Raw genomic sequence first — 20,180 nt, forward strand, 5'->3', positions numbered from 1 at the left:
ACTCGCCGGGCAAAACTGTGGTCGAATGAATGGCAGCGGCTTAAGTGTATGTTCGTACGCGCTGCTTCAAGGGAGCTTCAACCATGAAACGTTTTGCCTTGGCGGTTTTCTGCGGTGCGTTGGCCACATCGGCCATGGCCGCGCCGAAACCCTGCGAAGAACTCAAGGCCGAGATCGAAGCCAAGATCCAGGCCAACAACGTGTCCTCTTATACGCTGGAAATTGTCAGCAATGACGAAGTGCATGACCAGAACATGGTGGTCGGTACCTGCGAAAATGGCACCAAGAAAATCATCTATCAGAAGAACGACAACTGATAAGCCTTATGGCACACAGTTGACCTGACGTTCTTCGGCGACGATCTTGCGCTGGGCGTTGTACAGCCGGGCGCTGGGCGTGAAGGCCAGCGAACGGGCTTCGAGCCGATAGCGTTGGCCCGCTTCAAAATGATCATAGCTAATGGTCAGATAGCACAGCCGTTCCTGTGGGTCGGTGTTCATGCTCATCCCGCCACCGAATACCTCGAAATCAAAGCGAACCATGAGCTCATGACTGCCAGGCGGGACCTGGAAGAACCGTCCGTCACGCTGCGGCTGGTTGTCCAGGCGCTCAGCCATCAGCACTTTTCCACCGGGTGTGGGCATGGCGAAGTCGACCCAGGCCATCGCCGGGTTGACGTCCGGCAAGGGGCTGGCACAGGCGGCCAGCGAACTGACGGCAAATAACAACAAATACCTTCGCATGCTCAATTCCCGGGCGGTAATTGGCTAAGCATAGCGCCGATCAAGTGCCCTGGCAGCCTGCCGGTTGCGCCTGGCCTACGACTTTTCGCTGCTGATCGTAGAGTTTTGCCCACGGCCGAAAACCGATATTCCCTGCTTGCAGCTGATAGCGTTGGCCAGCATTGAACTCGCTGAACTTCACGCTCAGTTGGCAATTGCGCCACAGCGGCTGGGCATCGGGGCCAATATTGGTCGGCTGCACCGCAAACTGATAGCGCACTTTCAATTCGTGACGGCCCGGCGAGACTTCGAAGTAGCGTTTATCAAGGGTCGCCTTATCGTCGACTTCCAGCGCATGCAGTGTGGTGTCTTCCGGATGAGGGGCCAGGTCGATCCAGGCTTGTGTAGGGTCGGGTTGGGGCAGTCCAGCACAGCCGGCCAGCATCAGCAGGCCTCCAGTTAGCAGTAACACACGCATAGCGAAGCTCCAGTCAGGCGAGATAGTCTTGCGGGCAGACTCCCCAAGGATGATTCGATGTGATCAGGCTGCTTCCAAGCCATCGGTTACTTGATCGCGTTTTGCGCGTTTTGTTTCCGGCTGTGTTGTTTTTATGGCTGAACGGTTGTGCGAGTGTCAGTTACTACGGCCAGTTGGCCAGTGGCCAGCTGCAATTGTTGCGGGCGCGCGAGCCTGTGAGCACGGTGATCAGTGACCCGGCCAGCGATGCAACACTGCGCGCGCATCTCAGGCAATCACAAAAAGCCCGGGACTTCGCCAGCCAGCACCTGCACTTGCCGGATAACCAGAGCTATCGCCTCTACGCCGATATCGGCCGGCCTTATGTGGTGTGGAATGTGTTCGTCACGCCGGAATTTTCCCTCAGTGCGCAGAACTATTGCTTTCCCATCGCCGGGTGCGTGGCTTACCGCGGGTACTACAACCAGAGTGCCGCGAGGGGTGAAGCGGCGTTGCAGCGTCTGCAAGGTATGGATGTCTCGGTCGGCGGGGTGGAGGCCTATTCAACCCTGGGCTGGTTCAATGATCCGATCATGAATTCGATGCTGGGCTGGGGCGATGAACGCCTGGCGACCCTGATTTTTCACGAGCTGGCGCATCAGCGTTGCTATGTGAAGGACGACACCGAGTTCAACGAGTCTTTCTCCACGTTTGTCGAACAGGAAGGCACCCGCCAATGGCGCACGGCACGGGGCTTGCCGCCGGCCAGTAAGGTCCAGGAGCAGCAACGCGAACAGTTTGTCCGACTGGTTATGGATACCCGCACCCGCCTGGAAAAACTCTATGCGCTGCCCTTGGCGCCGGAGCCGATGCGCCAGCGCAAAGCGGCCGAATTCGAACGCATGCGCAGCGACTATCGGACCCTGCGCGACAGCCTTTGGGCCGGTAACAAGCGCTTCGATGCCTGGATCAACGCTCCGATGAACAACGCCCGGTTGCTGCCGTTCGGGCTGTATGACCAATGGGTGCCGGCGTTTGCCGAACTGTTCAAGCGGTCGGGGGGTGATTGGACGACGTTTTATGCGGCGGTCGAGAGGCTGGGAAGGTTGCCGATCGAACAGCGCAAGGCGGCGTTGAAAGCCTTGGCAGCGCCAGAAAAGACGGGTGGCTGAACGGGCCCTTGTGCGGCACGCCAGCCCCACGCTGGGTGCTGCTGGCGTGCCCGCGATTGAGTTAGCGAGGCAAAAATGCCTGATGCAACTGGCTCAGGGTCTCGAAGTGATACGCCGGTTGTTCAGCGCTTAGCTCTTCATGGCTGCCAAAGCCATAACCCACGGCCGCGGCGTCCAGTCCGTTGCGTCGAGCGCCGATCAGGTCGTGTTTGCGGTCGCCGATCATCAGGGTGGTACTCGGGTCCAGGCCTTCTTCGGCCATCAGGTGGGCAATCAGCTCGACCTTGTCGGTGCGGGTGCCGTCCAGTTCGCTGCCGTAGATCACCTTGAAGTGCCGGGCGAAGTCGAAGTGCCGGGCAATTTCCCGGGCGAAAATCCACGGTTTCGATGTCGCGATGTACAGCTGCCGACCCTGCCCGCCGAGGGTTTCCAGCAGGGGCGTCACGCCGTCAAACACACGGTTCTCATACAGTCCCGTGACCTTGAAACGTTCGCGATAAAAATTGACCGCTTCCCAGGCCTTGGCCTCGTCGAAGTCGTAGAACTGCATGAAGGCCTGCAGCAAGGGTGGGCCGATGAAGTGTTCGAGCCTGGTCAGGTCCGGTTCGTCGATCCCCAGCTTGCTCAGGGCGAACTGGATGGAACGGGTGATGCCCTCTCGCGGGTCGGTCAGGGTGCCATCAAGGTCGAATAAAACGCTTTGGTAATGCATGAAAATTCCTGGGTGAGAGTCAGAGCTGGTCGTAGCCTTCGGCCAGATGCAGGTCTTTGAGCTTGACGTAGTTGGCAGCGCTGTAGGTAAAAAAGGCCCGTTCCTTGTCAGTTAAAGGGCGAGCCTGCTTCACCGGGCTGCCCACATACAGGTAGCCGCTTTCCAGGCGTTTGCCCGGTGGCACCAGGCTGCCGGCGCCGACGATCACATCGTCTTCGATAACGGCACCGTCCATGACGATGCTGCCCATGCCGATCAGAATCCGGTTGCCCGCCGTGCATCCGTGCAACATGACCTTGTGCGCAATGGTCACGTCATCGCCGATCAGCAACGGGAAGCCGTCCGGGTTGAACGGGCCGGCGTGGGTGATGTGCAGCACACAGCCATCCTGCACGCTGGTGCGCTGGCCAATCCGGATACGGTGCATGTCACCGCGAATCACGGTCAACGGCCAGACCGAGCTGTCCGCGCCTATTTCGACGTCGCCGATCACCACCGCCGAGCCGTCGACAAAGGCGCCGTTGCCGAGCACGGGGGTGTGGTTCTGGTACTTGCGAAGGGACACGATAGGCTCTCTCTCTGTTGCTGATAGCTGCGGTGGGCGTCGATTGTAATTAAGATGGTGCGATGTTTCTTCCAGCCAAGGTGCCAACCGTGAGCGTGAACAACCCTCTTTTGCAGTCCTACGACCTGCCGCCGTTCTCGGCGATCCGCGCCGAGCACGTACAACCGGCCATTGAACAGATCCTCGCCGACAACCGCGCCGCCATTGTCGGGATCCTCGAGACCCAGGGCAAACAACCGACCTGGGCCGGCCTGGTGCTGGCGATGGACGAGCTCAATGACCGTCTGGGCGCCGCCTGGAGCCCCGTCAGCCACCTCAATGCGGTGTGCAACAGCGCTGAGTTGCGTGAAGCGTACGAGTCCTGCCTGCCGGCCCTGAGCGCCTACTCCACCGAGATGGGCCAGAATCGTGAGCTGTTCCAGGCGTTCGAAGCCTTGGCCACCAGCCCGGAAGCCGGCGGTTTTGACGTTGCCCAGAAAACCATCCTCGAACATTCGTTGCGTGACTTCCGCCTGTCGGGTATCGACCTGCCGGAAGCCGAACAGAAGCGTTACGCCGAGGTGCAGAGCAAACTGTCCGAACTGGGCAGCCGTTTCTCGAACCAACTGCTCGATGCCACCCAGGCCTGGACCAAACACATCACTGATGACGCCGCCCTCGCCGGCCTGACCGATTCGGCCAAGGCGCAGATGGCTGCCGCGGCGCAAGCCAAGGGCCTGGACGGTTGGCTGATCAGCCTGGAATTCCCGAGCTATTTCGCGGTGATGACCTACGCTCATGACCGCGCGCTGCGCGAAGAAGTCTACGCCGCTTACTGCACCCGTGCGTCGGACCAAGGCCCGAACGCCGGTCAGAACGATAACGGCCCCGTGATGGAAGAAATCCTCGACCTGCGTCAGGAGCTCGCAAAACTCCTGGGCTACAGCAGTTTCGCGCAACTGAGCCTGGCCACCAAAATGGCCGAATCCAGCGATCAGGTGCTGAGCTTCCTGCGCGACCTGGCCAAACGCAGCAAGCCGTTTGCCGCACAGGATCTGGAGCAGTTGAAGGCGTACGCCGCCGAACAGGGCTGCCCGGACCTGCAAAGCTGGGACAGCGGTTTCTATGGGGAAAAACTCCGTGAGCAGCGTTACAGCGTTGCCCAGGAAGCACTGCGTGCATACTTCCCGATCGACAAGGTGCTGAGCGGCCTGTTCGCCATCGTACAGCGCCTGTACGGCATCGAAATCGCCGAGCAGAAGGGGTTCGACACCTGGCACCCGGATGTTCGCCTGTTCGAAATCAAGGAAAACGGTGAGCACGTCGGTCGTTTCTTCTTCGACCTCTATGCGCGCGCCAACAAGCGCGGCGGTGCCTGGATGGACGGCGCTCGCGACCGTCGCCGTACCGCCGCAGGCGTGCTGCAAAGCCCGGTGGCCAACCTGGTGTGCAACTTCACCCCGGCCGACAGCGGCAAGCCCGCGTTGCTGACTCACGATGAAGTCACCACGCTGTTCCACGAGTTTGGTCATGGCCTGCATCACCTGCTGACCCGCGTCGAGCATGCGGGTGTGTCCGGTATCAATGGTGTTGCCTGGGATGCGGTCGAGTTGCCGAGCCAGTTCATGGAGAACTGGTGCTGGGAGCCGGAAGGCCTGGCGCTGATCTCCGGCCATTACGAAACCGGCGAGCCGCTGCCTCAGGACCTGCTGCAGAAGATGCTCGCGGCGAAAAATTTCCAGTCCGGCCTGATGATGGTGCGTCAACTGGAGTTCTCGTTGTTCGACTTTGAACTGCACGCCACGCATGGCGATGGCCGTAGCGTGCTGCAGGTGCTCGAAGGCGTGCGCGACGAGGTCTCGGTCATGCGGCCACCGGCCTACAACCGTTTCCCGAACAGCTTCGCGCACATTTTTGCCGGCGGTTACGCGGCGGGTTACTACAGCTACAAGTGGGCTGAAGTACTGTCGGCCGACGCGTTCTCCAGGTTCGAAGAGGAAGGCGTGCTCAACGCCGCCACCGGTCGTGCATTCCGCGAGGCGATCCTGGCCCGCGGCGGTTCCCAGGAGCCTATGGTGCTGTTCGTCGACTTCCGCGGACGTGCGCCGTCGATTGACGCACTCTTGCGCCACAGCGGCCTCGACGAGGACGCGGCAGCATGAGTGACGGGCCTGTGAGCAAAACCAAGAAACGCTTTATCGCCGGCGCGGTCTGCCCGGCGTGCAGCGAGCCGGACAAGTTGATGATGTGGAGCGAAGACGATGTGCCGCATCGCGAGTGCGTGGCCTGCGGTTACTCCGATACGCTCAATGAACAAGGGTTGTCAGTGCCCAAGGAGTTGGGTACGCGAGTGAATACCAGCGCATTGAAGGTACCGGACGCCAAGGTCCAGACCGTGCAGTTCTTTGTGAACCCGAAGCTGAAGAAAAAAACCGACGACGCGTAATCCCCTCCCGTAAACGCAACCGGCCCTTATTGGGGTCGGCTTGCTCAATCGATTGGCTAGAGCTTGAAACAAATTCAGGCATGGCTCGACAGTCCTCTATCAGCGGCGTGCCACGTGCCGTACCCGAAGCGTTAATACCCCTCAATGGCAGGCCGAACGGTACTGGCTGGCCTGTGCATTCTCGAGTACTGTATAAATATACAGATCGAGAGCTCTTACGATGATCACGCCCCTGCCCCCGCGTGGCCGCGGTACCGCGACCAACCCGCACAACCGCTTTGCACCGAACCGTTCGGTCGCCGAAGACGATGGCTGGTATCAGGAAGTACCGCTGACCCAGGGCACCGAAGTGCGCATCGAAACGGCGAAAACCATCATCACCCGCAACAACTCACCCGATCTGCCCTTCGATCGCTCGATCAATCCCTATCGGGGCTGCGAGCACGGTTGCATCTACTGTTATGCGCGGCCCAGTCATGCTTATTGGGACCTGTCGCCCGGGATCGATTTCGAGACCCGGCTGATTGCCAAGAGCAATGCCGCCGATGTGCTTGAGCAACAGTTATCCAGGCGTGGTTATCAGTGTGCACCGATCAATCTCGGTTCCAACACCGACCCTTATCAGCCGATCGAGCGTGAGCACAGGATTACCCGTCGCATCCTTGAAGTGCTGCTGCGCTACCGGCATCCGGTGACCATTATCACCAAGGGCTCGCTGATTCTTCGCGACCTGGATCTGCTGACCGAATTGGCCGAGCGGCGCTTGGTGGCGGTGATGATCAGCCTGACGAGCCTGGACGACGAACTCAAACGCATTCTTGAACCGCGAACCGCGGCACCCAAGGCACGCTTGAGGGCGATTAGGGTCATGCGAGAAGCTGGCATTCCGGTTGGGGTGTTGTGTTCGCCGATGATCCCGATGATCAACGACAGCGAACTGGAAAGCCTGCTGACCGAAGCCCACGCGGCCGGTGCCCAGAGTGCGGCTTACATGATGTTGCGCCTGCCGCTGGAGGTCGCACCGCTGTTCGAGGAGTGGCTGGCGGCCCACTACCCGCAAAGGGCTGCCCATGTGCTAAGCCTGATTCGCCAGAGCCGTGGTGGGGAGTTGTATGACAGTCGTTTCGGGACGCGCATGCGCGGTGAAGGGCCGTTTGCCGATTTGCTGGCGCAACGTTTTGCCAAGGCAATCAAGCGGCTGGGGCTGAATCAGCGAGAAGGGTTCAACCTGGACTGCACTGCCTTTTGCCCTCCCGGTGCTCAGATGTCGTTGTTGTAGATGACGATCGGGCATGTTTTGGCGTGGTACATAATATGCGTGACGGTACGTTATTGTCGGTTTTTGGTTTGGAGCGCTTGTTACAGAGTGGTTGATTCCGATTGAGTTAAGTTTCGATGGTGACGGTGATCATAAAGTGATTGGTTAGTCACTGGCATATTGCCTGGATACGTTTCAACCAGCCGCTGGTTGCGTCGGCTTCGGTCAGCCAGACCTTAGGCTAACTACTCAGGTATTAATGGGGTGTCGGTAGACAGATAATGTACCGACGCCCCAGGTTGACCGTAACTCACCAAGCCTGTCTTTGGTCTTGGACTGCAGCACTGGAACGTCGGGCGCTTAGAGTTTTTAGCGTAATTAATCAGCTGGTAAACCAGCCTTGAATCCAGCCGCCAATATTATTAAAAGTCGACTTGATATCGGCGAAGGCATTTTTAACCCACGTGATAGTTTCGGCTATAACTTTTGTAATGTAGATATTGAATTTTTCCGACATTACTCGAAACAGATTGAAAATTATATCAGTCGTGGACATTATTGCTTTTTGTGCGTTCGGGTGCCGTTCACCGATTTCAATGGCCTTGTCGAAAATTCGGTCAATATTTTTTTCGGATTGCTCTTTTTCGTAGAGCCGTCTTTCATTCATTTGCTGTTTGAATGTCGCAGTGGCATCGGCATTACCCGCAGCGTTGCTCAAGTTTTGGGCATCTTTGGTAATGCTGAGCTCCATGCTCTGATTCTGGGTGGTAGCCAGCATTTTTGCTGTCGATTTCAGTTCTTCCAGTGCGATTGCTTCATCTGGGGAAACGTCATCCAGTGCGGTAGCGCTTGGCATGGAGAAACTACGAGCGGCTTGTTGTTTACCACCCGCCAACAAGGATTTGTGGTGGGTGCGAAGTTCGTTCATGTTTTCGACAAAAACGGTCATTGGGTTCATTCCTTTGAATGTGTTTGTAGTTTGCAAGTGCTGGTGCACTTGCCGATTAGATTAATGAAGATTTCAGAATAAAACAGTCTTAAAGCCTTTCGCTTTGTTTCTTTGGACTGACATCAAAGTTTTTCGCTGCCCTATCCGGATTAGGTGTTGCTGTTAATGTATCCGTAGCGATTGTTCGTGCCGGAAACGTTGAGCTATCAGATAGGCTGCTCAATGGCCTTTGTTCGGCTTCAATTAAATTCGATAGGTTACTGTGGCGTCGGGCTTGTTTTTTGTGGGTGACGTCCTCGTCGTTTGCATTGCACCTGAGTAAAAGTTTAGGCCTTGAGTGATGTAAACTCTGGGGTACCCCCCTAATGTGCCAACGAGGATGAGTGATGAGTGACAAAGACAAGCCACCGTTGGCTGCGTCGGCTTCAGCCCTTCCGGAAGCCGAAAGCGCCGATGCAGCGCTGCAGCACATTGTTGACGGCTTTCTGCATTTTCATCATGAGGTCTTCCCGCAACAGGAAGAACTCTTCAAGAAGCTCGCTACGGCCCAGCGGCCACGGGCAATGTTTATCGCGTGTGCCGATTCGCGAATCGTCCCTGAGCTCATCACCCAAAGCGCCCCAGGCGACCTGTTCGTCACGCGTAATGTGGGCAACGTCGTACCCCCTTACGGGCAAATGAATGGCGGTGTTTCCACGGCCATCGAGTACGCGGTACTGGCGTTGGGTGTGCAGCACATCATCATTTGCGGACATTCCGATTGCGGTGCCATGAGGGCGGTCCTGAACCCGCAGAGCCTGGAAAAAATGCCCACGGTAAAGGCTTGGTTGCGCCACGCCGAGGTCGCGAAAACCATGGTCCAGGAAAACTGCAATTGCGCTGATGAAAACGAAAGCATGCAGGTGCTGACCGAAGAAAACGTGATCGCCCAGTTGCAGCATTTGCGTACTCACCCCTCTGTGGCTTCGCGCATGGCCAACGGTCAGCTGTTCATCCATGGCTGGGTCTACAGCATCGAAACCAGTGAAATAAAAGCCTACGACGCGGACAAGGGCTGCTTCCTGCCTTTGGATGGTAGCCTTCCGATCCCCATGGCGACGCCCAAGGCGCGCTTCTAGATCTTCCGTGGCTGGTCGAGGCTGCTGAAAAAGCGTCCAGGCTTCGCCACACCGGAATCAATCCGGGGGAAGTCTCATGGTGGGCGACTGAAAGCGGTTCAGCCAAGGGAACTGCTGGCTTGCAGGGTGATGTTTCTGGCTGAGGTTCAGCCGGTTAAATGTCCTTGTGGGAGCAAGCAAGGCTGCTCCCACAAATATTGGAGGGGCTCAGGCGGCCGGCTGATCCAGATCCAGTCCTACGCCAAGCTGGCGTGACAGGCATGGCCAGCGCTTCCAGGCAGCACCGGTGTCCGGGCTATTGAGTTTTTCCCGGTAGGCCTCGACGGATTCCAGTGCGAAGCTTTCTTCGCTGAGCATTTCGTCAACGGCGTGATGAACAGCCTCATCCAGTTGGTTGGCGAACGTTTCGCCGATCAGTTGGTGGGCAATCAGGTTGGCGACAGTCATGTCCAATGGGATCAGTGGCTGGCCGAAATGCTTGATGTAGAGGTCGTTCACCTCTTCTACCAGGCGATGGGCCAGGTAGGACTCGTCCAGCAGGCTATCCAGGCCTACGTGACCGGTCATGATTGCCGGTGGCTGGATGAAGAATTGCTCGGCGATCTTCAGCACCGGTTTGATCTGGGACTCGATACCGGCTTCGCGTGCGACCGCGTTGGCGGCGTCGAGCAGGTCCGGTACCTGGTCTATATAGGCGGCAACAAAACGGGTCATCACGCCCTTGGCGTCGACGTCCGGTATCTGGATGGCAGAGTGCAGGTGTGGCAGTTGGACTTCCAGCTGACGGGTCAGCTGACCGGTTTCGGCTTCATGTTGTTGGGCAAGTTTGATCTGCTCGCGCAATGCGGCGGTGTTCATGAAAACTCCAGTAAACGAAGGCAAGGAAATAGGGGAAGACATAAGTTAGCTTGCTTATGAAAGCCGCTAAGACGTATTTGTCATAATTATTTCACCTTTGATGCGACTACGTTATATCGATTTGCCATCACCTATCCCTCATCCTTCTCCATCCGTGGCCTGTAGTGCAAGCCCCGGGTGTTTCAGCTGATTTACGACATCGCGTTGCGAGGTCGGACTCGCTGTCTATACTCGGTCTTGAATGGAGTTAGCTGATGACGCCCGACTGCATAGGCAGCAAGGCCCGGCGATTCAAGTTCGTAGTCTGAAAAGTGCCGCTCCCTTGCCGCAGGTGAAAGCCGGCGGGATAACAAGAACGATAAGGGGAACCCGCAATGATGCGACATCCACATGTCTGGATGGGCCTCCTGTTGTGGTCGATTTTCAGTCAGGCGCAAGCGGCCTGGACTGTGAATATGGCGCCTGGAGCGACTGAAATCAGTCACGCAGTATTTGACCTGCACATGACCATCTTCTGGATCTGTGTGGTGATCGGCATCATCGTTTTTGGCGCCATGTTCTGGTCGATGATGATGCACCGGCGCTCCACCGGGCAGGAAGCTGCCAAGTTCCATGAAAGTACGACGGTCGAGATCCTCTGGACCATCGTGCCTTTCATCATTCTCGTCGCCATGGCCGTTCCGGCGACCGCCACCCTGATCAAAATGTACGACGCCAGTGAGTCGGATATCGATATCCAGGTCACCGGGTATCAGTGGAAGTGGCAGTACAAGTACCTGGGCCAGGACGTCGAGTTCTTCAGCAACCTGGCCACACCGCAAGATCAGATCAACAACAAGAGCGCCAAGGGCGAACACTACCTGCTGGAAGTCGACCAGCCGCTGGTGCTGCCGACGGGGGCCAAGGTGCGCTTCCTGGTGACGTCCGCCGACGTTATCCACTCCTGGTGGGTGCCGGCGTTTGCGGTCAAGCGCGATGCGATTCCCGGGTTCGTCAACGAGGCCTGGACCCGTGTCGAGAAGCCCGGCATCTACCGGGGACAGTGTGCGGAGTTGTGTGGCAAGGATCACGGCTTCATGCCGATTGTGGTCGATGTCAGAAGCAAGGCCGACTACGACACCTGGCTGGCCGAACGCAAAGCCGAAGCCGCCCAGCTCAAGGAGCTGACCAGCAAGGAATGGACCCTGGACGAGCTCAAGGCACGTGGCGACAAGGTGTACCACACCTCCTGCGTGGCCTGTCACCAGGCCGAAGGTCAGGGCTTGCCGCCGATGTTCCCGGCGCTCAAGGGCTCGAAAATCGCCACCGGGCCGAAAGAGGATCACCTGGGAATCGTGTTCCACGGCAAACCCGGCACCGCCATGGCCGCATTCGGCAAGCAGTTGTCTGAAGTCGATATCGCGGCCGTCGTGACCTACGAACGAAATGCGTGGGGCAACAACAAAGGCGACATGGTCACCCCGAAAGACGTGCTGGCCCTCAAACAGGCGCAAAGCAAATGACCCGGTCTATTGCGCGTTCCCGTGAAGGTTTGGGGCGCAATGCGCCCGAGCCGCCCAGCCCATCCGATTCCAGGAGTCAGGACATGAGTGCAGTGATCGATGACCATGGCCATGCGGACCACGCCCATGGTCCCGCCAAGGGCTTGATGCGTTGGGTACTGACCACCAACCACAAGGACATCGGCACATTGTACCTGTGGTTCAGTTTCATCATGTTCCTGCTGGGCGGCTCGTTTGCCATGGTGATCCGCGCCGAGTTGTTCCAGCCCGGCCTGCAGATTGTCCAGCCGGAGTTCTTCAACCAGATGACCACCATGCATGGCCTGGTGATGGTCTTCGGTGCGGTGATGCCCGCCTTTGTCGGGCTGGCCAACTGGATGATTCCGCTGATGGTCGGCGCGCCGGACATGGCGTTGCCGCGGATGAACAACTTCAGTTTCTGGCTGCTGCCGGCGGCGTTCTTGCTGCTGATCTCGACGCTGTTCACGCCGGGTGGCGGACCGAACTTCGGCTGGACCTTCTACGCGCCGCTCTCCACGACCTATGCGCCGGAAAGCGTGACCTTCTTCATCTTTGCCATTCACATGATGGGGATCAGTTCGATCATGGGGGCGATCAATGTGATTGCCACCATTCTCAACCTGCGTGCGCCGGGCATGACCTTGATGAAAATGCCGCTGTTCGTCTGGACCTGGCTGATCACCGCGTTCCTGTTGATTGCGGTGATGCCGGTATTGGCCGGCTGCGTGACCATGATGCTGATGGACATCCATTTCGGCACCAGCTTCTTCAGTGCGGCCGGTGGTGGTGATCCGGTGCTGTTCCAGCACGTGTTCTGGTTCTTCGGCCACCCGGAGGTGTACATCATGATCCTGCCGGCCTTCGGTGCCGTCAGCGCGATCATTCCGACCTTCTCGCGCAAGCCGCTGTTCGGCTACACCTCGATGGTCTACGCAACGGCGAGTATCGCCTTCCTGTCGTTTATCGTCTGGGCCCACCACATGTTCGTGGTCGGTATCCCGCTGGTGGGCGAATTGTTCTTCATGTATGCGACGTTGCTGATCGCGGTGCCCACCGGGGTCAAGGTGTTCAACTGGGCCAGTACCATGTGGCAAGGCTCGCTGACCTTCGAGACACCGATGCTGTTTGCGGTGGCGTTCGTGATTCTGTTCTCGATCGGCGGTTTCTCCGGGTTGATGCTCGCCATTGCCCCGGCGGACTTCCAGTACCAGGACACTTATTTTGTGGTCGCGCATTTCCACTACGTGCTGGTACCAGGGGCGATCTTCGGGATCTTCGCTTCGGCGTATTACTGGCTGCCGAAATGGACCGGCCACATGTACGACGAAACCCTCGGCAAGCTGCATTTCTGGTTGTCTTTCATCGGCATGAACATGGCGTTCTTCCCGATGCACTTTGTCGGGCTGGCGGGGATGCCGCGGCGGATTCCCGACTACAACCTGCAATTCGCCGACTTCAACATGGTGTCGTCCATCGGTGCCTTTACCTTCGGGGCCACGCAGATCTTCTTCCTGTTCATCGTGATCAAGACCATTCGCGGCGGTCCTGCGGCCCCGGCGAAACCCTGGGAAGGTGCCGAAGGACTGGAGTGGAGCATTCCGTCACCGGCCCCGTACCACACCTTCACCACACCGCCGGAAGTGAAATGAACAGCGTTGGCCTTGTGGTGACGGGCTCGCCCGCTTCTTCCACAGGGTTTTGTGTGGAGGACGTGCACCATGGCTGACTCGATCTCGATGAAGAAACTGGTCACCCGCTTGTTGATGGTAGTGGTGGCGATGTTTGTCTTTGGCTTTGCGCTGGTGCCGATCTATGACGTGATGTGCAAGGCGCTGGGTATCAACGGAAAGACGGGTGGGCAGTATCAGGGCGAGCAACAGGTCGACGCGTCGCGGCAGGTGCGGGTGCAGTTTCTGTCGACCAATGCCATCGACATGGTGTGGGAGTTTTATCCCAAGTCCGACGACATTGTGGTCAACCCCGGTGCGGTGAACGAGATGATCTTCATCGCACGCAACCCCAGCCAGCACCCGATGAGTGCCCAGGCGGTCCCGAGCATTTCACCGAGCAGTGCGGCGATGTACTTCCACAAGACCGAATGCTTCTGTTTCACCCAGCAAGTGCTGCAGCCCGGTCAACAGATCGAGATGCCGGTACGTTTCATCGTTGACCGCGACATGCCCAAGGATGTGAAGCACCTGACGCTGGCTTACACGCTGTTCGATATCACCGCGCGTCATCCGCCCGTGGCTGTAACTGAAAAGACCGGTGGCTAGACGTTCAAGCGTGCCCGATAAGGAGAACAATAAATGGCAACTCATGAGCATTATTACGTTCCCGCCCAGAGCAAATGGCCGATCATCGCCACGGTCGGCATGTTCGTCACCATGTTCGGTCTCGGTACCTGGTTCAACGACCTGAAGGCTGTGCGCCCCGAGTCCCATGGCCCGCTGATCTTCTTCGTGGGCAGCCTGTTGCTGGCCTACATGCTGTTCGGCTGGTTCGGCACCGTGATCAAGGAAAGCCGTGCGGGGTTGTACAGCGCCCAGCTGGATCGCTCGTTCCGTTGGGGCATGAGCTGGTTCATCTTTTCCGAGGTGATGTTCTTCATCGCGTTCTTCGGTGCGCTGTTTTATGTGCGCACCATTGCCGGTCCGGCGCTCGGTGGCGAAGGCACCAAAGGCATTGCCCACATGCTCTGGCCGAACTTCGAATTCACCTGGCCGCTGCTCAGCAACCCCGACTCGACACTGTTCCCACCTCCCAGGGAAGTCATCAGTCCATGGGGGCTGCCGCTGCTCAATACCGTCATTCTGGTGAGCTCCAGCGTCACGGTGACCATTGCCCACCATGCCTTGAAAAAGGGCCATCGCGGCGCGCTGAAAATCTGGCTGGCGCTGACGGTACTGCTGGGGTGCGCATTCCTGGGCTTCCAGGCCGAGGAATACATCCACGCCTATCACGAACTGGGACTGACCCTGGGTTCGGGCATCTACGGGGCCACCTTCTTCATGCTGACCGGCTTCCACGGCGCCCACGTGACCATCGGCACGATCATTCTGTTCGTGATGCTGATGCGGATCATGCGCGGGCATTTCGATGCCGACCATCAGTTCGGCTTCGAGGCTGCGAGCTGGTATTGGCACTTCGTGGACGTGGTGTGGATCTGCTTGTTTGTCTTTGTCTATGTGCTTTGACACCGGCTACCAGGGGACGTGAGAAACCAGCTGGCCACTGAAGAAGCCCCAGGCGATCAGGCCAAGGGTAATGGCGGCCAGGCTGACGCGAACACTCAGGGCGATGACCAGGCGATTGGAGTGGCTGTCGTCCTTGACCAGAAAAAACAGGCCGCTGAACAGGCTGACAACCGTGGCAATCAGCATCAGGACGATGGCTGCTTTGAGCATTCTGGGACTCCGGGGGAAACGCGATGTATTTGAGTATAGCGAGCTCACCCGCTGACTTTGCGGCGCGGTCATGAAAGGTTTCCGGCCGGGGTTCGTACCGACACTGGTGGTGGCGTTGTTGCTGCCCTTGCTGGTGTCGCTGGGCTTCTGGCAATTGGGCCGTGGCGAGCAGAAGCAACAATTGCTCGAAAGCTACGCCGAGCGTCGGACAGCCGAGCCGGTGCCTGTCGCTCGGTTGCTGGACAACCCGGACCCTGCCTTCCAGCGGGTACGGCTGCACGGTCATTTCGACGCCGAACACAGCGTGCTGCTGGATAACCGTCAACGTGACGGCAGGGTGGGTATCGAGTTGCTGCAACCTTTTCTCGACCAGGCCAGCGGCCAGTGGCTGCTGGTCAATCGTGGCTGGCTGCCGTGGCCGGACCGGCGGGTGCCGCCTGTGTTCAGCACCCCGGCACATGAGTTGGACCTGGTCGCGTGGGTCTATGTCGCGCCCGGTGCAACCTTTCAATTGCAGGCCGATCCGGCGGGTGCGAACTGGCCCCGGCTGGTGACGGCGATCGAGCCGGGCAAGCTGTGGCGTGAGCTTGGTCGCCGTGGTTTTACCTATGAACTACGGGCTCAAACAGGTCCTGCGTCCTACCTGGCGGATTGGCCCGTGGTGGCCATGGGGCCGGAAAAGCACCTCGGTTATGCCGTGCAGTGGTTCGCCCTGGCGTTCGCCCTGTTCGGTCTCTATCTGTACCTCGGATGGCACAACGCAAGGGAGAAACACCATGGGAGCGGCCATGAATCCACCCAACATGTCTGAAACAGGTGCGCCACAGCGTCGTCGCGGGCGCTGGCAGTTGATCCTGATTGTACTGATGGTGGTCGGTCCGATGATCCTCGCCACGGGCATGTACAAGTTGCAGTTCTGGGTACCGGAAGGTCGCAGTTATCACGGCGAGCTCATTGGTAACGGTCAGAATCGTGCCGAGTTGGGCGTGCAGGCGGACGAGGTTCGCTGGCAGCTACTGGTCACCGCGCCGCAGGAGTGCTCGGTGGATTGCCAGCAACTGGTGTACCTGGCCCGGCAGATCCAGGTCGGCCTGGGGCGCGAGGCCTCGCGCGCCAGCCATGCACTGGCCGTCGCGCACCCGCTGAGCACCGAATACGACGCCAAGCTGAGTCGTGAATACCCGCAATTGCAGCGTTATCCACTGGACCTTTCGACCTACACTAAAACTGTTCAGGGCAAAGGTCCGGCGCAGCTGTGGATCATCGACCCGCACGGCAACCTGGTACTGCGCTACGGTCCCACCGTCAAAGGCAAGGACCTGCTCAACGATCTGCGTCATCTGTTGAAACTGTCGAATATCGGATAAGGGCTTCGTCATGGCCAAACCTGGATTTCGCCTTGCGCTGTTCGCCACCTTGCTGGCACTGATTGTCGTCTTGCTGGGCGCCTATACCCGGCTGACCCACGCCGGCCTGGGCTGTCCCGACTGGCCGGGTTGCTACGGCTTTGTCAGCGTGCCGCAAAGCGAAGCCCAACTGGCCCATGCCGAACGGCATTTTCCCGATACACCGGTTGAGGCCCACAAGGGCTGGAACGAGATGATCCATCGCTACTTCGCCGGCACCCTGGGGCTGCTGATCGTGTTACTGGCAGCACGCGCCTGGACTCATCGCCATCATCAGGACCAACCCCTGAAGCTGCCGTTGTTCTTGCTGGTGGTGGTGGTCGCCCAAGCCGCCTTCGGCATGTGGACCGTGACGCTCAAGCTCTGGCCACAGGTGGTGACGGGGCATCTGCTGGGTGGTTTTGCCACCTTGAGCCTGTTGTTCTTGCTGACCTTGCGCCTGTCTGGCGTCTTGCCGGCGTTGATCGTGCCGCGACGCCTGCAGTATTGGGCGACGGCCGGCTTGCTGCTGGTGATCGGACAGATTGCCCTGGGGGGCTGGGTCAGTTCCAACTACGCGGCGGTGGCCTGTATCGACTTCCCCACCTGCCACGGACAATGGCTGCCACCGGCTGATTTCGCCAACGGTTTTCACCTGACCCAGCACATCGGCCCCAACTACCTGGGCGGGCAGCTGGACAGTGATGCGCGCACGGCCATTCACCTGACGCACCGGATCGGTGCCTTGCTGGTCACCCTGGTGTTGTTGGGCCTGGCCTGGCAACTGCGGAGCGTCGGCATGACCCGGCTCGCCGGGCTGGTGCTGGTGGCGCTGGCGGCGCAAATCACCCTGGGCATCAGCAACGTACTGTTTCACCTGCCCTTGCCAGTGGCCGTTGCGCATAACGCCGGTGGCGCGGCGCTGCTGCTGAGCATGGTGCTGGTCAATTATCACGCACGAACCAGCCTGGTCCGGGTCAAGCAACAGACGCTCGGGCGCTGGCGCCTGAGCCCTCGTAGGCACACCGCTGGACCCATCACCATAAAAGGAGAAATGCCATGGCGACTCTGATCGGGGAACGTCACAGTCAGGCAACCTGGCGTGACTATCTGGAGCTGACCAAACCCAAAGTGGTGGTGTTGATGTTGATCACCTCGCTGGTGGGCATGTTTCTCGCCACGCGCGCGGGAGTGCCGTGGACGGTGCTGGTGTTCGGCAACCTTGGGATCGCCCTCTGCGCCGGTGGCGCGGCGGCGGTCAACCATGTGGTGGATCGGCGGATCGACGCGGTCATGGCCCGCACCCACAAGCGGCCATTGGCCGAAGGCCGGGTGTCACCCGCGGCCGCGCTGACGTTTGCGTTGATCCTGGCGGTGAGCGGGCAGGCCGTGCTGCTGGTGTTCACCAATCCGCTGACGGCGTGGCTGACCCTCGCGTCTTTGCTGGGGTATGCGGTGGTCTATACCGGTTTCCTCAAGCGTGCGACGCCGCAGAACATCGTGATCGGCGGGCTGGCCGGCGCGGCGCCACCTCTGCTCGGCTGGGTGGCGATCACCGGGCATGTCAGCGCTGAGCCCTTGCTGCTGGTGCTGATCATCTTCGCCTGGACCCCGCCGCATTTCTGGGCGCTGGCGATTCATCGCAAGGAGGAGTATGCCAAGGCCGACATACCCATGCTGCCAGTGACCCATGGCGAGCACTACACCAAGGTCCACATCCTGCTCTACACCTTCGTCCTGCTGGCGGTGAGCCTGATGCCCTATGTGATCCACATGAGCGGCCTGCTTTATCTGGCCTGTGCCCTGGGCCTGGGCGCGAGGTTTCTGCAATGGGCCGTGGTGCTGTACCGTGGCACTCGGCCGCATGCGGCGATCAATACCTTCAAGTACTCTATTTACTACTTGTTCCTGCTGTTCATCGCCCTGCTCGTAGACCACTACCTAATGTTGAACCTATGACACGAACCCAGAAAACCGTCTTCATACTTGTTGCCCTGATTGCGCTGGTGCTGGGGCTGACCATCAACAAAGTGCTGAATGGCAAGGGGCAGGGCGATCCCACTGCGTTGATCGATGCCGGGATCATCCTGTTGCCGCAAAGCCGTAACCTGCCGGACGTGCAGATGACCAACCAGGATGGCCAGCCGGTCACGGTCAACGAATTGAAGGGTAAATGGAGCCTGGTGTTTTTCGGCTACACCTTCTGCCCGGACATCTGCCCGACCACCCTGGCGCAGTTGCGCCAGATCAAAGGCGAACTGCCGGCCGATGCAGCCGACAAACTGCAGATCGTCCTGGTCAGCGTCGACCCGAACCGCGACACGCCCAAGCAGCTCAAACAGTACCTGGGCTATTTCGACCCGCAGTTCATCGGCCTGACGCCGAACTCTGTAGAGGAACTGCAAAAAGTCGCCAACGCGATGAGCATTCCGTTCATCCCGGCGGACACCAGCAAACCCAACTACACGGTCGACCATAGTGGCAACCTGGCCGTGATCGGGCCGGATGGCACCCAGCGTGGCTTCATTCGTGCGCCGCTGAACAACCAGAAGCTGGTGGCGCAGTTGCCGGAGATGCTCAAGCGTCAGTAGGGGTTGTAGGGAGAGAGTGGGGCTTTTTGTGGCGAGGGAGCTTGCTCCCGCTGGGCCACGAAGTGGCCCCAATATCGTCCAGTGCGTTGGTTCAGAGGGACCGCGTTGATTGGTTTACGACTGCTGCGCAGCCGAGCGGGAGCAAGCTCCCTCGCCACAATGGATAGCAAAAAAATGGGGCGCAATGAATGCGCCCCATTTTTTGTTAAAGCGTCAGATCAGAACGCTGGCAATACCGCGCCTTTGTACTTCTCGAGAATGAACGCTTTCACTTCTGGCGTATGCAGGGCTGCAATCAGCTTCTTCATGGCCTCGCTGTCCTTGTTGTCCGGGCGGGCAACCAGGATGTTCACGTAAGGCGAGTCTTTGCCTTCGATGGTCAGCGCGTCCTTGGACGGGTCAAGCTTGGCTTCCAGCGCATAGTTGGTGTTGATCAGCGCCAGGTCGACCTGGGTCAGCACGCGCGGGATGGTCGCGGCTTCCAGTTCACGGAACTTCAGGTCCTTGGCGTTCTCGGTGATGTCCTTGACGGTCGACAGGATGTTGTTCGAGTCCTTCAGCTTGATCAGGCCAGCCTTGTCCAGCAACAGCAGCGCGCGGCCGCCGTTGGTGGCGTCGTTCGGGATGACCACGGTGGCGCCGCCTGGCAGGTCAGCCAGAGCCTTGAACTTGCTGGAGTAAGCGCCCAGCGGCTCGATGTGCACACCGGCCACGCTCACCAGGTGAGTGCCCTTGGCCTTGTTGAACTCATTGAGGTACGGCTGGTGCTGGAAGAAGTTGGCATCCAGGCGTTTTTCGGCCACTTGCACGTTCGGCTGTACGTAGTCGGTGAAGACCTTGACCTTGAGGTCCACGCCTTCCTTGGCCAGGGCCGGCTTCACGAATTCGAGGATTTCCGCATGCGGTACCGGAGTTGCGGCGACCGTCAGGGTTTCAGCGGCATTGGCGGCGAACGAGGCAACGGCAGCGAACGCGACGAGTAGTTTTTTCATTCAGCAAACTCCTTTTGAGGCGCCCTTTTCGGGCGCCTGCCAGCGT

The 20,180-nt window shown here is 58.9% G+C and carries 23 protein-coding genes; 15 read left to right on the forward strand and 8 right to left on the reverse strand.

Annotated features, from left to right (window positions below; translation table 11 throughout):
- The first annotated feature begins 83 nt into the window (after positions 1 to 83).
- The gene (locus AC3WQN_RS03215) at positions 84 to 317 is read left to right on the forward strand and encodes a DUF1161 domain-containing protein (protein WP_095080959.1); all 234 of its coding nucleotides are present in this window, start codon (positions 84 to 86) and stop codon (positions 315 to 317) included.
- Positions 318 to 323: 6 nt separating this feature from the next.
- Here the strand turns inward: AC3WQN_RS03215 and AC3WQN_RS03220 are convergent, their stop codons facing one another.
- Together AC3WQN_RS03220 and AC3WQN_RS03225 are read right to left on the reverse strand one after the other, a co-directional pair.
- Positions 324 to 743: a PA0061/PA0062 family lipoprotein gene (locus AC3WQN_RS03220; protein WP_103398642.1), complete on the reverse strand. Its 420-nt coding sequence runs from the start codon at positions 741 to 743 to the stop codon at positions 324 to 326.
- Between the two features lie 40 nt (positions 744 to 783).
- The gene (locus AC3WQN_RS03225; RefSeq protein WP_103398643.1) at positions 784 to 1,200 is read right to left on the reverse strand and encodes a PA0061/PA0062 family lipoprotein; all 417 of its coding nucleotides are present in this window, start codon (positions 1,198 to 1,200) and stop codon (positions 784 to 786) included.
- A gap of 59 nt (positions 1,201 to 1,259) precedes the next feature.
- Between AC3WQN_RS03225 and AC3WQN_RS03230 the strand changes: the two genes are divergently transcribed.
- On the forward strand, positions 1,260 to 2,351 hold the full coding sequence (locus tag AC3WQN_RS03230; RefSeq protein ID WP_103398644.1) for an aminopeptidase: 1,092 nt from the start codon (positions 1,260 to 1,262) through the stop codon (positions 2,349 to 2,351).
- A 61-nt stretch (positions 2,352 to 2,412) separates the two neighbouring features.
- Here AC3WQN_RS03230 and AC3WQN_RS03235 read toward each other — a convergent pair whose 3' ends face one another.
- Together AC3WQN_RS03235 and AC3WQN_RS03240 are read right to left on the reverse strand one after the other, a co-directional pair.
- On the reverse strand, positions 2,413 to 3,063 hold the full coding sequence (locus AC3WQN_RS03235) for an HAD family hydrolase (protein ID WP_103398645.1): 651 nt from the start codon (positions 3,061 to 3,063) through the stop codon (positions 2,413 to 2,415).
- Positions 3,064 to 3,082: 19 nt separating this feature from the next.
- On the reverse strand, positions 3,083 to 3,628 hold the full coding sequence (locus tag AC3WQN_RS03240) for a gamma carbonic anhydrase family protein (RefSeq protein WP_103398646.1): 546 nt from the start codon (positions 3,626 to 3,628) through the stop codon (positions 3,083 to 3,085).
- 62 nt (positions 3,629 to 3,690) lie between these two features.
- Here AC3WQN_RS03240 and prlC point away from each other — a divergent pair, with 62 nt between their 5' ends.
- The 3 genes from prlC (at position 3,691) to AC3WQN_RS03255 (ending at position 7,332) form a co-directional block, all read left to right on the forward strand.
- On the forward strand, positions 3,691 to 5,769 hold the full coding sequence (gene prlC / locus AC3WQN_RS03245) for an oligopeptidase A (RefSeq protein WP_178081871.1): 2,079 nt from the start codon (positions 3,691 to 3,693) through the stop codon (positions 5,767 to 5,769).
- Positions 5,766 to 6,053, forward strand: a complete 288-nt coding sequence (locus tag AC3WQN_RS03250) for a YheV family putative zinc ribbon protein (protein ID WP_095147034.1) — start codon at positions 5,766 to 5,768, stop codon at positions 6,051 to 6,053. Before prlC ends, AC3WQN_RS03250 begins: the two co-directional genes overlap by 4 nt.
- Positions 6,054 to 6,273: 220 nt before the next feature.
- Positions 6,274 to 7,332 (forward strand): PA0069 family radical SAM protein, encoded by a 1,059-nt coding sequence (locus AC3WQN_RS03255; RefSeq protein ID WP_103398647.1) that lies wholly within the window; start codon positions 6,274 to 6,276, stop codon positions 7,330 to 7,332.
- 361 nt (positions 7,333 to 7,693) lie between these two features.
- Here AC3WQN_RS03255 and AC3WQN_RS03260 read toward each other — a convergent pair whose 3' ends face one another.
- Complete coding sequence (locus tag AC3WQN_RS03260; protein ID WP_103398648.1) at positions 7,694 to 8,260, reverse strand: hypothetical protein; 567 nt, start codon at positions 8,258 to 8,260, stop codon at positions 7,694 to 7,696.
- A 386-nt stretch (positions 8,261 to 8,646) separates the two neighbouring features.
- On the opposite strand from AC3WQN_RS03260, the gene AC3WQN_RS03265 reads away from it, so the two are divergent.
- Entirely contained in the window at positions 8,647 to 9,378 is a 732-nt protein-coding gene (locus AC3WQN_RS03265; protein ID WP_103398649.1) for a carbonic anhydrase, read from the forward strand.
- A gap of 207 nt (positions 9,379 to 9,585) precedes the next feature.
- On the opposite strand, the gene AC3WQN_RS03270 is transcribed toward AC3WQN_RS03265, so the two are convergent.
- The gene (locus AC3WQN_RS03270; protein WP_103398650.1) at positions 9,586 to 10,236 is read right to left on the reverse strand and encodes a hypothetical protein; all 651 of its coding nucleotides are present in this window, start codon (positions 10,234 to 10,236) and stop codon (positions 9,586 to 9,588) included.
- Between the two features lie 374 nt (positions 10,237 to 10,610).
- Between AC3WQN_RS03270 and coxB the strand changes: the two genes are divergently transcribed.
- The 4 genes from coxB (at position 10,611) to AC3WQN_RS03290 (ending at position 14,956) form a co-directional block, all read left to right on the forward strand.
- The gene (coxB, locus tag AC3WQN_RS03275; protein ID WP_103398651.1) at positions 10,611 to 11,738 is read left to right on the forward strand and encodes a cytochrome c oxidase subunit II; all 1,128 of its coding nucleotides are present in this window, start codon (positions 10,611 to 10,613) and stop codon (positions 11,736 to 11,738) included.
- An 83-nt stretch (positions 11,739 to 11,821) separates the two neighbouring features.
- On the forward strand, positions 11,822 to 13,408 hold the full coding sequence (gene ctaD / locus AC3WQN_RS03280; RefSeq protein WP_103398652.1) for a cytochrome c oxidase subunit I: 1,587 nt from the start codon (positions 11,822 to 11,824) through the stop codon (positions 13,406 to 13,408).
- A gap of 69 nt (positions 13,409 to 13,477) precedes the next feature.
- Positions 13,478 to 14,035, forward strand: coding sequence for a cytochrome c oxidase assembly protein (locus tag AC3WQN_RS03285; protein ID WP_095080898.1), 558 nt, complete (start codon positions 13,478 to 13,480; stop codon positions 14,033 to 14,035).
- 33 nt (positions 14,036 to 14,068) lie between these two features.
- A complete protein-coding gene (locus AC3WQN_RS03290) occupies positions 14,069 to 14,956 on the forward strand; it encodes a cytochrome c oxidase subunit 3 (protein WP_103398653.1) in 888 nt (295 codons plus the stop codon).
- A 6-nt stretch (positions 14,957 to 14,962) separates the two neighbouring features.
- Here the strand turns inward: AC3WQN_RS03290 and AC3WQN_RS03295 are convergent, their stop codons facing one another.
- Entirely contained in the window at positions 14,963 to 15,166 is a 204-nt protein-coding gene (locus tag AC3WQN_RS03295) for a twin transmembrane helix small protein (RefSeq protein ID WP_095080895.1), read from the reverse strand.
- 70 nt (positions 15,167 to 15,236) lie between these two features.
- On the opposite strand from AC3WQN_RS03295, the gene AC3WQN_RS03300 reads away from it, so the two are divergent.
- From AC3WQN_RS03300 to AC3WQN_RS03320, 5 genes are read left to right on the forward strand one after another with little or no spacing between them, the layout of a single operon-like run.
- Entirely contained in the window at positions 15,237 to 15,977 is a 741-nt protein-coding gene (locus tag AC3WQN_RS03300) for an SURF1 family protein (protein ID WP_103398654.1), read from the forward strand.
- Positions 15,943 to 16,533 (forward strand): PA_0111/PP_0108 family redox-active disulfide protein, encoded by a 591-nt coding sequence (locus tag AC3WQN_RS03305; protein WP_103398697.1) that lies wholly within the window; start codon positions 15,943 to 15,945, stop codon positions 16,531 to 16,533. Before AC3WQN_RS03300 ends, AC3WQN_RS03305 begins: the two co-directional genes overlap by 35 nt.
- 10 nt (positions 16,534 to 16,543) lie before the next feature.
- Complete coding sequence (locus AC3WQN_RS03310; RefSeq protein ID WP_103398655.1) at positions 16,544 to 17,623, forward strand: COX15/CtaA family protein; 1,080 nt, start codon at positions 16,544 to 16,546, stop codon at positions 17,621 to 17,623.
- Complete coding sequence (cyoE, locus tag AC3WQN_RS03315; RefSeq protein WP_095147042.1) at positions 17,611 to 18,510, forward strand: heme o synthase; 900 nt, start codon at positions 17,611 to 17,613, stop codon at positions 18,508 to 18,510. The genes AC3WQN_RS03310 and cyoE overlap by 13 nt, the downstream gene beginning before the upstream one ends.
- Positions 18,507 to 19,142: an SCO family protein gene (locus AC3WQN_RS03320; RefSeq protein ID WP_103398656.1), complete on the forward strand. Its 636-nt coding sequence runs from the start codon at positions 18,507 to 18,509 to the stop codon at positions 19,140 to 19,142. Before cyoE ends, AC3WQN_RS03320 begins: the two co-directional genes overlap by 4 nt.
- Positions 19,143 to 19,360: 218 nt before the next feature.
- On the opposite strand, the gene AC3WQN_RS03325 is transcribed toward AC3WQN_RS03320, so the two are convergent.
- Positions 19,361 to 20,134 (reverse strand): MetQ/NlpA family ABC transporter substrate-binding protein, encoded by a 774-nt coding sequence (locus AC3WQN_RS03325; RefSeq protein ID WP_103398657.1) that lies wholly within the window; start codon positions 20,132 to 20,134, stop codon positions 19,361 to 19,363.
- Positions 20,135 to 20,180 lie beyond the last annotated feature (46 nt).

It is taken from the genome of Pseudomonas sp. FW300-N1A1 (assembly GCF_058789115.1).

Coding starts and splice junctions, on each gene's coding strand:
- AC3WQN_RS03225 (WP_103398643.1), bottom strand. CDS start 1,200: ATGCGTGTGTTACTGCTAACTGGAGGCCTGCTGATGCTGGCCGGCTGT.
- AC3WQN_RS03305 (WP_103398697.1), top strand. CDS start 15,943: ATGGGAGCGGCCATGAATCCACCCAACATGTCTGAAACAGGTGCGCCA.
- AC3WQN_RS03290 (WP_103398653.1), top strand. CDS start 14,069: ATGGCAACTCATGAGCATTATTACGTTCCCGCCCAGAGCAAATGGCCG.
- AC3WQN_RS03300 (WP_103398654.1), top strand. CDS start 15,237: ATGAAAGGTTTCCGGCCGGGGTTCGTACCGACACTGGTGGTGGCGTTG.
- prlC (WP_178081871.1), top strand. CDS start 3,691: ATGTTTCTTCCAGCCAAGGTGCCAACCGTGAGCGTGAACAACCCTCTT.
- coxB (WP_103398651.1), top strand. CDS start 10,611: ATGATGCGACATCCACATGTCTGGATGGGCCTCCTGTTGTGGTCGATT.
- ctaD (WP_103398652.1), top strand. CDS start 11,822: ATGAGTGCAGTGATCGATGACCATGGCCATGCGGACCACGCCCATGGT.
- AC3WQN_RS03310 (WP_103398655.1), top strand. CDS start 16,544: ATGGCCAAACCTGGATTTCGCCTTGCGCTGTTCGCCACCTTGCTGGCA.
- AC3WQN_RS03270 (WP_103398650.1), bottom strand. CDS start 10,236: ATGAACACCGCCGCATTGCGCGAGCAGATCAAACTTGCCCAACAACAT.
- AC3WQN_RS03235 (WP_103398645.1), bottom strand. CDS start 3,063: ATGCATTACCAAAGCGTTTTATTCGACCTTGATGGCACCCTGACCGAC.
- AC3WQN_RS03215 (WP_095080959.1), top strand. CDS start 84: ATGAAACGTTTTGCCTTGGCGGTTTTCTGCGGTGCGTTGGCCACATCG.
- AC3WQN_RS03220 (WP_103398642.1), bottom strand. CDS start 743: ATGCGAAGGTATTTGTTGTTATTTGCCGTCAGTTCGCTGGCCGCCTGT.
- AC3WQN_RS03250 (WP_095147034.1), top strand. CDS start 5,766: ATGAGTGACGGGCCTGTGAGCAAAACCAAGAAACGCTTTATCGCCGGC.
- AC3WQN_RS03255 (WP_103398647.1), top strand. CDS start 6,274: ATGATCACGCCCCTGCCCCCGCGTGGCCGCGGTACCGCGACCAACCCG.
- cyoE (WP_095147042.1), top strand. CDS start 17,611: ATGGCGACTCTGATCGGGGAACGTCACAGTCAGGCAACCTGGCGTGAC.
- AC3WQN_RS03260 (WP_103398648.1), bottom strand. CDS start 8,260: ATGACCGTTTTTGTCGAAAACATGAACGAACTTCGCACCCACCACAAA.
- AC3WQN_RS03285 (WP_095080898.1), top strand. CDS start 13,478: ATGGCTGACTCGATCTCGATGAAGAAACTGGTCACCCGCTTGTTGATG.
- AC3WQN_RS03325 (WP_103398657.1), bottom strand. CDS start 20,134: ATGAAAAAACTACTCGTCGCGTTCGCTGCCGTTGCCTCGTTCGCCGCC.
- AC3WQN_RS03320 (WP_103398656.1), top strand. CDS start 18,507: ATGACACGAACCCAGAAAACCGTCTTCATACTTGTTGCCCTGATTGCG.
- AC3WQN_RS03265 (WP_103398649.1), top strand. CDS start 8,647: ATGAGTGACAAAGACAAGCCACCGTTGGCTGCGTCGGCTTCAGCCCTT.
- AC3WQN_RS03295 (WP_095080895.1), bottom strand. CDS start 15,166: ATGCTCAAAGCAGCCATCGTCCTGATGCTGATTGCCACGGTTGTCAGC.